This is a genomic window from Flavobacterium sp. (genome assembly GCF_965262375.1).
Classification (GTDB): Bacteria; Bacteroidota; Bacteroidia; order Flavobacteriales; family Flavobacteriaceae; genus Flavobacterium.
In genome coordinates, this window is sequence record NZ_OZ253527.1 from 520,867 (window position 1) to 535,868 (window position 15,002).

General features: G+C 34.5%; 13 protein-coding genes. 10 read left to right on the forward strand and 3 right to left on the reverse strand.

The annotated features are described in order from the left end of the window. The first annotated feature begins 3 nt into the window (after positions 1-3). The 8 genes from ACQY29_RS02455 (at position 4) to ACQY29_RS02490 (ending at position 7,833) form a co-directional block, all read left to right on the forward strand. Entirely contained in the window at positions 4-216 is a 213-nt protein-coding gene (locus tag ACQY29_RS02455; protein WP_428223671.1) for a putative signal transducing protein, read from the forward strand. A gap of 149 nt (positions 217-365) precedes the next feature. After that, positions 366-605, forward strand: coding sequence for a hypothetical protein (locus tag ACQY29_RS02460; protein WP_428223672.1), 240 nt, complete (start codon positions 366-368; stop codon positions 603-605). A gap of 1 nt (position 606) precedes the next feature. Next, positions 607-903, forward strand: a complete 297-nt coding sequence (locus ACQY29_RS02465; protein ID WP_428223673.1) for a type II toxin-antitoxin system RelE/ParE family toxin — start codon at positions 607-609, stop codon at positions 901-903. 3 nt (positions 904-906) lie between these two features. After that, positions 907-1,713 carry an alpha/beta hydrolase gene (locus ACQY29_RS02470; protein ID WP_428223674.1) on the forward strand — a complete coding sequence of 269 codons (807 nt, stop codon included), beginning with the start codon at positions 907-909 and terminating at the stop codon, positions 1,711-1,713. Positions 1,714-1,819: 106 nt separating this feature from the next. Beyond that, positions 1,820-3,454 carry an ABC-F family ATP-binding cassette domain-containing protein gene (locus tag ACQY29_RS02475; protein ID WP_428223675.1) on the forward strand — a complete coding sequence of 545 codons (1,635 nt, stop codon included), beginning with the start codon at positions 1,820-1,822 and terminating at the stop codon, positions 3,452-3,454. Positions 3,455-3,617: 163 nt separating this feature from the next. After that, complete coding sequence (locus ACQY29_RS02480) at positions 3,618-4,655, forward strand: patatin-like phospholipase family protein (protein WP_428223676.1); 1,038 nt, start codon at positions 3,618-3,620, stop codon at positions 4,653-4,655. Between the two features lie 524 nt (positions 4,656-5,179). After that, complete coding sequence (locus ACQY29_RS02485) at positions 5,180-6,478, forward strand: M16 family metallopeptidase (RefSeq protein ID WP_428223677.1); 1,299 nt, start codon at positions 5,180-5,182, stop codon at positions 6,476-6,478. 5 nt (positions 6,479-6,483) lie between these two features. Then, positions 6,484-7,833, forward strand: coding sequence for a M16 family metallopeptidase (locus ACQY29_RS02490; protein WP_428223678.1), 1,350 nt, complete (start codon positions 6,484-6,486; stop codon positions 7,831-7,833). A gap of 39 nt (positions 7,834-7,872) precedes the next feature. Here ACQY29_RS02490 and ACQY29_RS02495 read toward each other — a convergent pair whose 3' ends face one another. From ACQY29_RS02495 to ACQY29_RS02505, 3 genes are all read right to left on the reverse strand, one after another. Continuing rightward, positions 7,873-10,461 (reverse strand): CHAT domain-containing protein, encoded by a 2,589-nt coding sequence (locus ACQY29_RS02495; protein ID WP_428223679.1) that lies wholly within the window; start codon positions 10,459-10,461, stop codon positions 7,873-7,875. Then, on the reverse strand, positions 10,430-12,373 hold the full coding sequence (locus ACQY29_RS02500) for a DUF7619 domain-containing protein (RefSeq protein ID WP_428223680.1): 1,944 nt from the start codon (positions 12,371-12,373) through the stop codon (positions 10,430-10,432). The genes ACQY29_RS02495 and ACQY29_RS02500 overlap by 32 nt, the downstream gene beginning before the upstream one ends. A gap of 92 nt (positions 12,374-12,465) precedes the next feature. Then, entirely contained in the window at positions 12,466-13,455 is a 990-nt protein-coding gene (locus tag ACQY29_RS02505; RefSeq protein ID WP_428223681.1) for a hypothetical protein, read from the reverse strand. Between the two features lie 188 nt (positions 13,456-13,643). Here ACQY29_RS02505 and ACQY29_RS02510 point away from each other — a divergent pair, with 188 nt between their 5' ends. Together ACQY29_RS02510 and ACQY29_RS02515 are read left to right on the forward strand one after the other, a co-directional pair. Next, complete coding sequence (locus ACQY29_RS02510; RefSeq protein ID WP_428223682.1) at positions 13,644-14,213, forward strand: RNA polymerase sigma factor; 570 nt, start codon at positions 13,644-13,646, stop codon at positions 14,211-14,213. A gap of 4 nt (positions 14,214-14,217) precedes the next feature. Further along, on the forward strand, positions 14,218-14,940 hold the full coding sequence (locus ACQY29_RS02515; protein ID WP_428223683.1) for a tetratricopeptide repeat protein: 723 nt from the start codon (positions 14,218-14,220) through the stop codon (positions 14,938-14,940). Positions 14,941-15,002 lie beyond the last annotated feature (62 nt).

Here is a 15,002-nt window from a genome sequence, read left to right on the forward strand (position 1 = left end):
AATATGGAATACGTAAAAATATTTTCAGGTTCAGAAATTATTGCGCAAGCAATACAAACCGAGTTGCATCAGTTGGGTATCGGTTCTCGGTTGCAAAATCATATTCAATCGGCGGTGTTAGCGGGATTTGGCACTGCTGATTTGGCTGTGGATGTCTTGGTTGATAAAAAAGATGTGATTCAAGCAAAATTGATAGTTTCAAAAATGGTTTCCTAATTTTATCTCTCAAAATTTTATCTGCATTATAAAAATCAATATAAATGTAGAATTGAATTTTTTTTAGAGAATAAAAGATGTAAAAGACTGTTTTAGAGCAGTCTTTTGTTAATTTTATAGTATTTTTGAATAAAATTTGCATTATGGATATGGCATTAAAAAAATTAGAGTTAGTGGATTGGTTGCTTCATATCAATGATGAAGCTAAACTTAAAAAAGTTATAGCACTTAAAACTATTTTGGATAAAGAAGCTGTAGCTACTTCCATAAATGGGTATCCAATTGATAGAGAAGAATATATTCAAATGGTTAAAGAAGCAGACGAGCGTATTTCTTCGGGACAGTTTATCACCATGGAAGATTTAGAAAGAGAAATTGAAAATTGGTAGTATGTCTAAAAAGATTAAAATTTTATGGGATACAAATGCGAAATCCGATTTAAAATGCATCTTTGATTATTTAAAAATAAAGTCCCTACAAGGTGCAAAAAATGTTGTAGCAGACATACTTCTTCAAACTAAAAGCATTCATTTTTCTGAGCAATATCAAGTAGATGAAATTTTGGGAGCACCTTACAGGAGAATGATTGTGAGGAATTATAAAATTGTTTACAAAGTTCATTCTGAAAGCGAAATTAGAATACTAGCGATATTTGATACGCGTCAAAATCCTAAAAAAATGAAATAATAAATGAATGATAAAATCAAATTCATAATCACTCCTTTGCTAGCATTATTCGTAAGCATTTATCTGTTTTATGTTGGATATGTATATTTTAATCAGGCTGAAATGGTATTTATGAACGCACCTTTAAGCAAAGATTATATGTTTGATTTTGAGAAAAAATTTGAAGAAAAGAGTATTTCTTCTTTTGATGGCAAAAAGCAACATGGTTTACTGTTTAAAGTCAATGAGCCTAAAGGAATTATATTCTATCTACATGGTAATGCGGGTAATTTAGCTACTTGGGGCACTATTTCCGAGTTTTATACTTCTTTAGGATACGATTTTTTTATTTTGGATTATAGAGGCTTTGGGAAAAGTGAAGGGCAAATTGAAAATGAAGAGCAAGTATTGAAAGATGTTCAAATTGTATTTGATAAAATCACAAAAAGTTATTCCCAAAAAGTCCTAATCGGCTATTCTATTGGTACAGGTATAGCTTCGCATCTTGCCTCAGTACGCAAATGCACCTCCCTGATACTTCAAGCGCCTTATGCTAATTTAATGAAATTGACAGAATCAAAAGTGCCGTATTTTCCTAATTATTTGAAGAAATTTCAATTTGAAACGGACAAAAAATGGCACAAAATCACCTGTCCCATTTACCTATTTCATGGGGATGAAGACCATCTGATTGGATTAGAAAATTCAATCCAATTAAAGCAATATTTCAACCCAAAAGACCATCTTTTTGTGCTAAAACAGCAAGGTCATATTGGCATCAATGATAATGCAGATTTCCAGAAAGAAATAAAGTTACTTTTGAATAACTAATTTCAAATTATCACATTTTCAAATCCGCACATAAATCTTATCTTTGCACTTCAAAAATTTAAGGACAATTCTAACCTTTTAAACCTTAAACTTTTAAACTCAAATTATGATTACAGTAAACGATATCGCCGTTGAATTTGGCGGAACTACGCTTTTTAGCGACGTAACTTTTGCGATTAATGAAAATGACAAAATTGCCCTTATGGGTAAAAATGGTGCTGGAAAATCAACTTTGCTTAAAATTGTAGCTGGAGAAAACAAGCCTACACGCGGTGGAATTTCGGCTCCTAGCGATGCCGTAATTGCGTATTTACCTCAGCATTTATTAACCAAAGACGATTGTACTGTAATGGAAGAAACATCTAAAGCGTTTGCTGATGTTTTGAATATGAAAAAAGAGATTGACGATATCAACGAACAATTAACCATTCGTACGGATTATGAAAGTGATGAGTACATGAAGTTGATTGAGCGAGTTTCTGAATTATCTGAAAAATACTATTCGATTGAAGAGGTAAACTATGAAGCGGAAGTCGAAAAAGTATTAAAAGGTTTAGGTTTTGAGCGTGAGGATTTTGTTCGTAAAACTTCGGAGTTCTCTGGAGGATGGCGTATGCGTATCGAATTGGCTAAAATCTTATTGAAAAAACCCGATTTGATTTTGTTAGATGAGCCTACGAACCACTTAGATATGGAAAGTATTCAATGGTTAGAGGATTTTTTGACTAATCAAGCTAAAGCCGTTATGGTGATTTCCCACGATAGAGCCTTTGTAGATGCGATAACAAATCGTACCATTGAAGTAACTATGGGACGTATTTACGATTATAAAGCGAAGTATTCGGATTATCTAGAATTGCGTAAAGACCGAAGAATTCATCAGCAAAAAGCGTACGATGAGCAACAAAAATTCATCGCCGAGAATCAAGCTTTCATTGAGCGTTTTAGAGGAACTTTCTCAAAAACGGAACAAGTACAGTCGCGTGTACGTATGTTAGAAAAACTTGAAATTATTGAGGTGGATGAAGTAGACACCTCAGCTTTGAAATTGAAGTTCCCTCCATCGCCACGTTCAGGACAATACCCTGTGGTGGTGGAAGATTTGACCAAATCATATGGTGACCATGTGGTGTTTAAAGATGCCAATATGGTAATTGAACGCGGACAAAAGGTTGCTTTTGTGGGGAAAAACGGTGAAGGTAAATCGACCATGATTAAGGCTATCATGAATGAGATAGCCATCGATGGTGGAAAATTAGAAATTGGACACAATTCACAAATAGGTTATTTTGCTCAAAATCAAGCTTCGTTATTAGATGGTGAAGCAACTATTTTTGAAACCATAGACCGTATTGCAGAAGGCGATATCCGTACCCAAATTAAAAATATCTTAGGGGCATTCATGTTCAAAGGTGATGATATTCAAAAGAAAGTTAAGGTGCTTTCAGGTGGGGAAAAAACGCGTTTGGCAATGATTAAATTATTGTTAGAACCTGTAAATGTATTAATTCTGGATGAACCTACGAACCACTTGGATATGAAAACTAAGGATATCATCAAAGATGCGCTAAAAGATTTTGATGGGACTTTAATTTTAGTATCGCACGACCGTGATTTCTTGGATGGTTTAGCTGAGAAGGTTTTCGAATTTGGGAACAAACGTGTCAAAGAACATTTTGAAGACATTAAAGGTTTCTTAGCGCATAAGAAAATGGAGAGTTTGAAGGAGATTGAGAAATAGTGTTTCGTTTTCAGTAAACAGTACATATTTTTTAAGGAACCTACAGGTGAGAGCTTGTAGGTTTTTTTATGTTTAAATAGAATAAAAATGGTTTCTGCAAATCCTTATTTCAAAAAATACTTATTTTTGGAAACTCCATTTCGACAAACAAAAACTAAACATCATGAAAAATAAAATTCGAATTCTAAGCCTTGATGGTGGAGGTATAAGAGGTATTATAACCTGTGTGATTCTTAAATATATTGAAGAACAACTTCAAAAACTTGATCACCCCCAAGCACGTATAGGCGATTATTTTGATTTAGTCGCAGGCTCAAGCACTGGAGGCATCATTGTAGCATTAATACTGTTTCCAGATGAAACCAATAAAGCTAAATTTTCTATACAAGATGCATTAGATTTGTATGCAAAAAGAGGAGAAGAAATTTTCAATGTCCATTTTTGGGAGCATTTATTAAACCCTTTTGGCTTATTCAAAGAGAAAATATCTCAAAAAAACATAGAAAAACAACTTGATGAAGTCTTTAATAATTTAGAGCTCAAAAACCTTGTCAAACCCTGTCTAATCACAGCATACGATATTAATTCAAGGAAAGCTAAATTCTTTTGTAGTCATGAGGCTCATGACGGCTTGGAAAATTTTTATGTTAAAGATGTTTGCAGAGCTACAAGTGCTGCACCCACTTACTTTGAACCTGCAAAAATTAAATCCTTATACAATCAAGAATTTATTTTAGTAGATGGAGGCGTTTATGCTAACAACCCTGCTATGTGTGCTTTCGCCGAAGCGCGAAAATTAGATTTTTCAAAAATTCTTAACCATCCTGATAAAGTAGATTTTCCAAATGTCAATGATATACTTATGGTATCAATTGGTACTGGGCAAGTACTCAAGCCCTATACTTTCAAGGAATTTGAAAATGCAGGAAAACTCAAATGGATTAGTCCGCTGATTGATATTTTGCTTACTTCAAACGCAGAAACGGTTGACTACTATCTCCAACAAATGTATAATGATTTAGGCCCTAGGAATCAGAAAAACTACTACAGAATCATGCCTGAATTGAATAATGCATCACCCGAAATGGACGACACTTCAGTGGTAAACATTGAAGCCCTTATTCAAGCGGGATTAGCTTATATAGATCAAAACCGTCAGCTTCTCACTGATATTGCTAAAAAACTAATTAAAAACAAATAAAAAAGGTAGACCATGTCTACCTTCTTTGCCCCAAATCTACCATAAACTTAACCTACTTATTGTAATGGTGAGTCAAATATATAACCTGCTTTTCTTTAAACAGCAAAAAAACGTTTAACTACATAAATTCCCGACGAAATACATTATTTACAATTTCTTTAACATTTAAAACAACCTAAATGTGTTTGTCAACTCAAAATATTTTATTGCATCAGGATGAAAACCCAAGGTATTAAAATAAAAAAGGTAGACCTAGTCTACCCTTTTTGCCCCAAATCTACCATAACTTAACCTACTTATGTAATGGTCTTCCAAAACTAATTCACTTTTCAATTATTCACAAAAAATATCGTCTAACTGTCATTATAAACGATAAATAAAGCTTCTTTCATAAAATTTCAGTTTCAGTGGTTCTATTCATAATTTCATTAACAAATATACCCAGCATAAATCCACTAAATATTTTAAAAAACAAACCCTCAATAAATCCTATTTAGTATTTTTGATCACAAACAGTAGCACTCATGCAACAACATATATCTTCCTTAGGTGGCAATTTACAACTTGCCGAAATTCAATTTACAGAATACGATTTGTCCAATGGCTTACATGTCATCTTACATCAAGACGATAGTTTGCCTGTCGTAGTCACTTCTATCATGTATCATGTAGGTGCCAAGGACGACCCTAAGGGACGTAGTGGTTTTGCTCATTTTTTTGAACATCTCCTTTTTGAAGGCACCGTAAACATCCCACGCGGAGAATGGTTCAAACTCGTTACCGCCAATGGCGGAAGTAATAATGCCAATACCTCTGATGACCGTACCTATTACTATGAAGTTTTTCCAGCTAACCAACTCGAATTGGCTTTATGGATGGAGGCCGACCGATTAAAACATCCCGTTATCAACCAAATAGGCGTTGATACTCAAAAAGAAGTAGTAAAGGAAGAAAAAAGGATGCGCTATGACAACCGTCCGTACGGAATGCTTTTAGCTGAAGTAAAAAAGCATTTGTTCGCCCAACATCCGTACCAAAATACTACGATTGGAGAAATGGAGCATATAGACGCATCAACCCTAGAAGAATTTCAAGATTTCAACAAAAAATATTACATACCTAACAACGCTGTTTTAGTAGTTGCAGGCAACTTTGAAATAGAACAAGCTAAATCTTGGATTGACACTTATTTTGGTTCTATTCCTAAGGGAAGTGAAATTGCGCGTATTCCCATAGCAGAAAAACCAATCACACAAACCATTCATGCGACTTATGAAGATAACAACATTCAAATTCCTATGTTGGTGTTAGCGTACAGAACTCCTTCTATGAAAAACCATGAAGCTCGAGTTTTAGACCTAATTTCAGCTTATTTGAGCGATGGAAAAAGCGCCAAATTATACAAGAAAATGGTAGATGAAAAGAAAATTGCTTTACAAATGGGGGCTTTCAACCATTCGCAGGAAGATTATGGCATGTATATTATGTATGGGATTCCTATGTCTGGAGTATCACTAGAAGATTTGAAAAAAGAAATCGATGCAGAAATTTTCAAGCTTCAAAATGAACTCATTAGCGAAACTGATTTTCAAAAACTCAAAAACAAACAGGCAAATCACATGGTGGATAGCAGAGCTAGTTTAGAAAATATAGCGCATGATTTAGCCACCTTTTATCTCTTACATCATGAAGTTAACCTCATCAATACGGAGGCACAACACTATGACACCATCACGCGCGAAGACATTCAGCAAATTGCTCAGACTTATTTAAAAACAGAGCAACGTTTAGAATTAGCCTACAATCCAAAAACACAAAATTAGTCCACATGAACACCATCGTTACAAATCAACCAAAAGGAGGCGTAATGCCTTCCTTAAAGTTTCAAAAACCGCAAACTTTTGTTTTAACAAATGGATTAAAAGTATTGGTCGTGGCTAATCATAAGCTTCCCCGTGTTACATTCCAACTACAAATTGACCATCCCCTCTTTACAGAAGGTGATAAAAAAGGCGTAGATAGCCTAACTTCTGCCTTACTAGGCAAAGGCAGTCTGAATATTACTAAAGAAGCATTTTTTGAAGAAATTGATTTTTTAGGACTAGAGATGCAATTCCATGCTTCAGGTGCTAAAGCAGAAGGTCTATCTAAATACGCTGGACGCATGCTGGAATTATTTGCAGAAGGTTGTTTGCATCCTAATTTTACTCAAGAAGAACTTGACAAGGAACGCAACAAATTAATTGAAGCATTACGCTCCAATGAAAAAAACGTACAGCATACACTGGCTCGTATTGAAAACTTGGTAACCTTTGGCGAAAACCATCCTAAAGGAGAATTTACCACAGAAGCAACACTCAATCATGTGACTTTAGCAGACGTAATAGCAAATTATCAAAACTATTTCAACCCACAACAAGCTTATTTAGTCATTATAGGTGATGTTGATTTTGAAACTGTACAAACCAAAGTCACCACTTTGTTTTCCGATTGGAAAGCCAACCCCTATCCTACTACTACTTACGAAATCCCTCCCACTGTTGCTCAAACACAAATTACGTGGGTGAATATGGACCATGCCGTACAAACCGACATTAGCGTTGTGAACACGATGGATTTACCCATGAATGACCCAGATTATTTCCCAGTAGTCATTGCAAATCAAATTTTAGGCGGTGGTGCTGACGGGCGTTTGTTTTTAAATTTAAGAGAAAAACACGGTTGGACTTACGGCTCCTATTCAACTATTGGTGCTGGCAAATACACACAGAAATTCAAAGCATCGGCTCAAGTTCGTCATAATGTAGTGGGCGATGCCATCATTGAAATCTTAAAAGAGATAAAATTGCTTCGCACTACTCTAGTAAGTGAGGCCGATTTGCAATTAGCTAAATCGAAGTATATCGGTAATTTTATCATGCAATCTCAAAAACCAGAAGCCATTGCGCGTTATGCTTTGCATACCGAAATTCAAAATTTACCCTCTGATTTCTATGAAAACTATATCGAGAATATGAATCGGGTAACCACCGACGACGTATTACGTGTGGCTCAACACTTTTTTCTTGCCGATAATTGCCATGTATTTGCAGTGGGTAAAGGCGCAGACATACAAAGTGAATTGAAAAAAACAGGATTACCTATTGCGGAATGCCTTCCAACGGGTGAAATTTTATAAAAATTTGAGTAATCGTGTCACACCTGCTGGTTAGCACGATTACTCTTTATTTTTAAAAAATAGTTGACCAATTTCTAAAATCAAAATCGCCACTAACAAAATAACCCCCAACACAAAAAACAAAGGACTCGTTTCTGACTTTTCTACTTGACCATAATATACAAATGCTCCCCAATAATAGGGTGATTTTTTTGCATTCGAAACCTCTGCATCTTTTAAAAAATCCAACTTGGCCAAATGCAATGCTTGCTCGTAATGCCTTCCCTTTTTCAATTGATCGTAAAAATGACTCATGAGTTTTGAAGTCGTAAAATCATTTACTTTCCATAAGGTAAAAACTAAATTTGAAGCACCAGCAACTTGAAAACCTCTTGCTACATTCAGCGGACTATCACCTGAATACAACTTACCTAAACCCGTTTCGCATGCACTTAATACAACTAAATCAGGATGCAAATTCAAACCATATAATTCAGAATAAAACACGTCACGATCAATAAACTTTATAGAGGCTGACGTTTCTAAATCACCCGCAGATGCATGTGTAGACAAATGCAACAGTTGATAGTGCTTTGCATCTTTTACAAATGTTATAAAATTTGCATTTACCCCTGTAACATACTTCCCTTCAAATTTATCTTGCAAATCGTTTTTTTCATCATTTGAAAAGACCAACTCTTGCTCAGAACCTTTGAAAACAGGAAATACTCCCAATACTTTAGGAGATTTATACCGTTTAAAATCGGATTTCAAAGTGTTTATGGAATGATTATAAGAAATTTCCTTATTAAAAACCAAAAACGGAATTTTTGTAAAATTTGTACTGGCAGATTTTGAAACCACCAAAGATTCGAAAGGTAAAAACCGTAAAAGTCCATCAGGAATGATTATTATTTTCTTATTCTGAATAGCACGCAATCCTAAAGCAAGATACAAATTATGGCTTTCTGTAGTGAATTGAGTCACATGACTTGTAATTTTTTCAGGGGAGGTGTAATATGCTAAATAGGATCGAATTTTAGATTTCAACATCTCAGAGGTACATAATTTAGAGCAACTCAAGTTTCCATTTTCTAATTTGAAAAAAAACGTATGCTCATCGCCCATAAAATAACTAACTAAAGTCTGCTTGTTTTTTTGCAAAAACTGGGATATACTTTTCAAATTCCATTGAATACCCACCTCAGCTTTTTGTTGCATGGTTTTCAATGCTAAAACACAGTCCGATTGTTGTACAATCCAACGATTGATGGCGTTGATATTCGCATGAGCATACTTTTGCTGTTCTTTTTCGATTAAAAGCCCAAGCGTATTGATTTCCTGATATAATTTTTTTTCCTTTACTGAAGGCGTACTATATTTCTGCTGGTTACGCAACAGCATGGCTGACTTATGATTTTCTGACATAAGAAAAGCCTGTTCCAACCAATTATTTTTCTTGGTTTTTGCATACAATTCTAAATATACGTCTAAACACCACGCAACCCGCTTATGACTTTGACTTTGAAGAATCAATTGATTTTGCTCGAAAGCTAAACTTCGCATTAATTTTTCTTCAAATAAAAATGCTTGTTGCGCTACTTGCAACGCTTCTTCAACTTGATGTTCAGCATATAAAATCTGCTTTTGCAAATCCAATACATCTAAAAACAAAGTATCTAAATACAAGTCACTAGCCTTGGGAAATCTATTTTTAGAACTGAATTGCGGTAAAAGCAAATCATAAACCTCATTAAGTGCTTTCTTGGCTTGGATGGTATTTTGAAGTTGTACCCAAACCACAGCTTTTTCGTAACAAAAACGAGCGAAATCTCTTTTGTTTATGTTAGACAACTTTAGGCTGATTTGCTCCGCTTTTATTAAAGTTTGTAGGGCTTGTTCAGATTCATTCGTTTCTAAATACATTTGCATCTTATTCCTGAGTGCTTTCCAATGTAAGTCATCATTTCGATGCGCATTGAGTATTTGATCCAGATAATAGTTAGCTTTTGCATATTTTTTGAGCAACATGGCATTAGTTGCCAAATTGTTCCAAATTTTACAACGCTGTTCAAGCGTCATGCTTTCCTTTTCTAATGCTTCTTCAAGCATACTGAAAGCTCTTTCGGCTTGTCCTGTGTTTTGATACACAATTGACAAATTAATAACAGCGCTTACCTTTTGCGCTGTATTGTTATTTTTGGTACTTAAATAATAATATTGTTTGATACAATTTTCAGCAAGGCTGTATTGACCTGTTTGCAGATATAGATTCCCTAAAGGTTTATAACAATACTCAACAATATCATAACGATCTAATTGTTTCGAAGCAAAAAGTCGCCAAGCTTTTTCGTACGTAGCAATCGCATCAAGAGGTCTTCCCAACTGGTTTTGATAATATGCTTTGTTACAATACAGAATCACTAAAGCTAAATACGAATTAACCGATTTGGGTTGAGCAGACTGATAAAATTGCGTTTCTAAGATTTCAGCCTGTTCCATATTTTTTGCATTAGGAAGAGCCACTAAAGCATCAGTCACCGCATAAATTTGGTCTTCCCAAAATATTTTTTGCTGGGAAAAAGCAATACTAGTAATCCATAAGAATATTACGTATTTAAAATTTCCAAATCCCATACAGTTGCACATAATTGAAATCTTTTTGGAAATTAAAGACATATCGAGCCCCTAAACTAGGTCCTATACGTGCAAAACCTGCCGTAATTTCGACTAGCATACCAGATTGAAAGGTGGAAAATCCTTTGTCGTTTTCTTGCTGATCTGATTTAGTATTCAGCAATACACTTCTTCCACTTTCAAATGTTTCTTTAGTGGTATTAACGGTTTCTTTAGCTGACACATTAACCCCCATAGTCATTCCAGCGCCTAGCCCCACATAATTGTTGATGTTATATCTTGCTAAAACTGGGATTTCCATAGTAATTTGTTTGGTATTTGATTGAGTGGTTATGCGTTGCAATTGTTTCACGCCATTATTGCCCACAATACTAGATTCACTCACAGTAGCCGCACTATTAAATTGATGCAAACTATTTTGCCATTCGGCTTGCCAATACCAACGATACGATTTATAGGGAGAAAAAGTAACCGAAGTAAAATAGCTTTTTGAATTTTCTAATTTTGGAAAAAAATTATACCCCACTTTTCCACCTATTGAAAGTCCTGGTTTAAATCGAGTAACGGCATAATTAGTAATCACAGGTTCATTTTTATCAAAAAATATAGCTGTTTTACTCTTGGTTTTAATTTTATGAAAATCTTTAGTAAACTTTAATGTATAACGCACAAACCCTTTGGTACTGTCTTTTTCAGTCACATTAGTTTGATTACTGCCTGGTAAATAAATATTCTTAAAAGTAAAATGTATTTGTTTTTGCTTGATAATCGTATCTAAACAGCTATACCGTACTTCTTCATTTTTAGGGCAAATGGGACACTGTGGATAAGAATCTAAAATTTCCAAAGTTCGTTTGTCAAACATATCAGGTATATCCGTTTCTAAACGAATGGTTCTGGCTGGTCCTTCACCATCATTTTGAAATTGAGTTTTAAATTTTAATTTTTTAAATCGTACTAACCTATAATTCATAAATGTAGCATTACTAGACATCTTATTAGGGTCGTGCGAAGTAACAATCTGCATTTCTAAGGTTTTCTTTTTATGATTTTTATAACTCCTATCAGGCACATACACACTACGCATGCGAACTGTGGCAGTGGTATCTTTAATCATTTCTGGAGTGGTCTTAAAAGAGAAAAACACATTTCGGGTCTCGTTCGGATTAACAGCATTGACTTCAAAGACTTTGTAATTCTTAAAATTAGTTTTGGCATCTAGGAGGGTTATATCTAAGTTGTCTTCTTTGATAAAATCATTTTTAAACAGTCGATTGCTGTCTTGATCAGCCAAATCTTTCCAATACTGATTTGTAGAATTTGAATGCACGGTCAAGCCATCTTCTATGACTTCTTTTTCATCAAAATAAGTTCGAGCTTCCTGCAACTGAAAATTATCATTTTTAAATTCTTTATCGTTATAGAACAAATACAATTTACCACTTGCTACATAATCCAATGGGTTTTTATAACTGACTACGACTATCATTTCTTCTTCTGGAACAGGCTCTCTAGTATTAAACATTTTAATTTGAACCGTATCTTGCAAGGAGGCTAGTTCTGTATATTGAAGTTCTGTAATTTCATCAATAGTAAAAGAAATGGGACGTGTCTTGGGTGGTTTCCCATAATCATAATTATTAGTCACACTTAAATTGACTTTTTTAGGTGTTTTTTTGTAAACGTGCTTGGGTTTTTCCTCTCTGCTATAATTCCCATCGCCCAACTCCCAGAAATAAGAATAATAAGCTTTAGGAGCACCTGAAATTTGCAATAAGGGCGGTACTTGAGGCACAAAGAAAACTTGATTTCCCTTTTTTTCAAAAGTTATGCTGGCTTTTCTAGTCACTGTATCTTTAGATGTAACTTGTCCAAACAACAAGCTATAACCTAACAAGCAAATGGAGGTAAAAAACTTAGTCATGTTTTTGATTTTTAATAGTTTGCCTATATAAATGTAAGAAAAAGCAACTAGAACTAGCCGCTTTTTCCAAGAATAATTAAAAACGATAGGTATTATGGTAGTGCATTAATTGCCGATACTAATTGAGCTTCACTCACGACTGTTGTTTCTGCTAAAGTAAAACTATAAGTAGCGTTTGCTGTAATGGTTGCCGCCTTGATAGCATAACGCCATTGCCCATTTTCTTCTGTTGCAAAAATGATATGACAAGCTAATCCTATAGGAATTTGACCATAATGCTCGCTGAAAATTCCAGTACTCGAATTGTAAGTATCTAATAAAGCTAATCCGTTAGGTTCTCCATCATAGTGCAAATAAATAGCACAATTAGAATTAGTGTATCCCGAAGGCACAGTCGCTTGAATGGTGGTTTTGGGTCTTGGATCGCTATAAAATTTATCTACATTAGTCCAGCCAAATTGCGAAAAAGTAGCAAAATAATTAGCATTTGATCCTTGTCCGTCTACTTTTACACCGCCCGCAGCGCCATTAGCCACATCTTTTCTTACCCAATCAATATTGCCGTCATTATCAATATTTCCATTCCAAAGTTGCATTGCAGGATCAGCTTGTCCGGTTAAATTTGCTGGAATAATGAAAGGAACTGGTGCTATTAAATCTAGCTGTTTTCCATTGGCTTTTCCATTTAAGAAAAATTCACCACCAGAAATAATCATTCCCATTACACCACCTCCTAAATCACCCATAGTTGTTTTGTGAGTGGTTAGCATACTTCCACCATCAAAAATTTCGGCATAATCTATAGTTACATCACCTGTAACAGGATTTCCATTTAGGCGTAAATTATTTCTTTTTATCGTAAACTTAACGCCTTTGGGAGAGGTAAACTGCTTGATACTATCAAGAGCTGAAAGGGTAAAAACCTGTGAATGTTTAGACAATGCAGCAGCGCGTAAATCTTTCATTTCTTGCGCTGATGGAGGCGTTAGCGGTATATCCGTTACCACATCATCAGTACTACAACTTACATACAATATACTTGCTACGAATGCCAATCCTAAAATTTTAATTTGAGTTTTCATGATTTCTAAATTTTAAAGTTCTTGTTTATTAATTCTCTTTTTTACTATATCAACTCCCTTTTCTTTTTGTTACCCCGTTTTGTCAATTTATTTTTTAATGGTAACTTACACTTGAATTGAAAAAGCTGATTTATAGTTATATCAACTTCTATGAAATAATGTTACCTCATTTTTTGAAAAAAATTTTTATGATGCATGAAGATTATAGATACATCAAAGGTTTGGCAACGAATGATTCTGCCATAATCAATGCGATATACAAGAATTTTGTCCCAAAAGTTATTTATTATATAAAGAACAATTCTGGTGATGAAGACCAAGCACAAGATGTGGTTCAAGAAGTGTTGATTAGTTTGTATCACATGGCACAGAAACCTGATTTTGAACTCACTTGTCCATTTGATGCTTTTTTCTTTTTGCTTTGCAAAAGAAAATGGCTTAACGAGCTCAAAAAAAATACACGTACAGGGGTAACAAATACAGAAGAGTTTGTATTTAAAGATGAAAACCTATTGGAAATGGTGGAACAAGCAACCCTTTTTGACCAAAAACGCCAATTGTTTGACGAAATGTTTCAGCAATTGGGCGAAAAATGTCGCGAAGTCCTGCAATTAAGTTTCTCAATTCCCTCTATGGAAAAAGTAGCCGAAATGCTCAACGTGAGTTATGCATATGTTCGCAAGAAAAAATCATTATGCACAGGACAACTTACAGAAATGATTCAACAATCGGCTAAGTACAAACTTTTAAAATCGTAATGCCATGAAAGAATCGATGTACTTGTTATTTGATCAATATTTGAATAACGAATTAGATACAGTTGCAAAAGATCAATTTGAAACACGAGTAACTCAAGATGCTGATTTTGCTACGGCATTTAACTTGTATCAAGAAACACAAGCTTATTTGCAAACCACAAACAGCCCAGATACTCTGGCTTTCAAAGCAAATTTACGTGCTATAGCCCAACAACATTCTCCAACAGTTTCGAAAAAAGCTCCAAGAATTATTACTTTACGCCCTTGGTTAGCTATGGCAGCTTCGGTAGTTTTCGCAGTCGGGATTTGGTTTTTAATGCAACATGAAAACCCTAACTATACCGATTATGACCAGCATGAAATGGCTAGTTTTACTGAAAGAGGGGGAAGCAATATTTTGTTTAAAAATGCCGAAAAAGCATTCAATACAAAAGATTACAAAAAAGCGGAAGGCATTTTCAGACAGATTTTAAGTTCACAAAAAACACCTGAAATCCATTTTTATTATGCCATAACGCTTATAGAAAACAATCAATATACGGATGCCGAAAACGAACTTAAATTTTTACAAAAAGGCAGTTCAATTTATAAAGACAAAGCCACTTGGTATTTAGCTTTATCGCAATTAAAACAAAACCATTTAGAAGATTGTAAAAACTATTTACTTCAAATTAAAGAAGATCAGGAAGATTATACAAAAGCACAGGAATTATTAGAAAAACTATAGAAATCGATGATCCATTTTAAGAAAAAACAAACTACAATTGATACAAAAAAGCCTCAGAAAAA

Excerpts from the sequence above, each read along its gene's own strand:
- ACQY29_RS02485 (WP_428223677.1), top strand. The coding sequence starts at position 5,180 with ATGCAACAACATATATCTTCCTTAGGTGGCAATTTACAACTTGCCGAA.
- ACQY29_RS02490 (WP_428223678.1), top strand. The coding sequence starts at position 6,484 with ATGAACACCATCGTTACAAATCAACCAAAAGGAGGCGTAATGCCTTCC.
- ACQY29_RS02455 (WP_428223671.1), top strand. The coding sequence starts at position 4 with ATGGAATACGTAAAAATATTTTCAGGTTCAGAAATTATTGCGCAAGCA.
- ACQY29_RS02470 (WP_428223674.1), top strand. The coding sequence starts at position 907 with ATGAATGATAAAATCAAATTCATAATCACTCCTTTGCTAGCATTATTC.
- ACQY29_RS02510 (WP_428223682.1), top strand. The coding sequence starts at position 13,644 with ATGATGCATGAAGATTATAGATACATCAAAGGTTTGGCAACGAATGAT.
- ACQY29_RS02465 (WP_428223673.1), top strand. The coding sequence starts at position 607 with ATGTCTAAAAAGATTAAAATTTTATGGGATACAAATGCGAAATCCGAT.
- ACQY29_RS02505 (WP_428223681.1), bottom strand. The coding sequence starts at position 13,455 with ATGAAAACTCAAATTAAAATTTTAGGATTGGCATTCGTAGCAAGTATA.
- ACQY29_RS02480 (WP_428223676.1), top strand. The coding sequence starts at position 3,618 with ATGAAAAATAAAATTCGAATTCTAAGCCTTGATGGTGGAGGTATAAGA.
- ACQY29_RS02495 (WP_428223679.1), bottom strand. The coding sequence starts at position 10,461 with ATGTGCAACTGTATGGGATTTGGAAATTTTAAATACGTAATATTCTTA.
- ACQY29_RS02475 (WP_428223675.1), top strand. The coding sequence starts at position 1,820 with ATGATTACAGTAAACGATATCGCCGTTGAATTTGGCGGAACTACGCTT.
- ACQY29_RS02460 (WP_428223672.1), top strand. The coding sequence starts at position 366 with ATGGCATTAAAAAAATTAGAGTTAGTGGATTGGTTGCTTCATATCAAT.
- ACQY29_RS02515 (WP_428223683.1), top strand. The coding sequence starts at position 14,218 with ATGAAAGAATCGATGTACTTGTTATTTGATCAATATTTGAATAACGAA.
- ACQY29_RS02500 (WP_428223680.1), bottom strand. The coding sequence starts at position 12,373 with ATGACTAAGTTTTTTACCTCCATTTGCTTGTTAGGTTATAGCTTGTTG.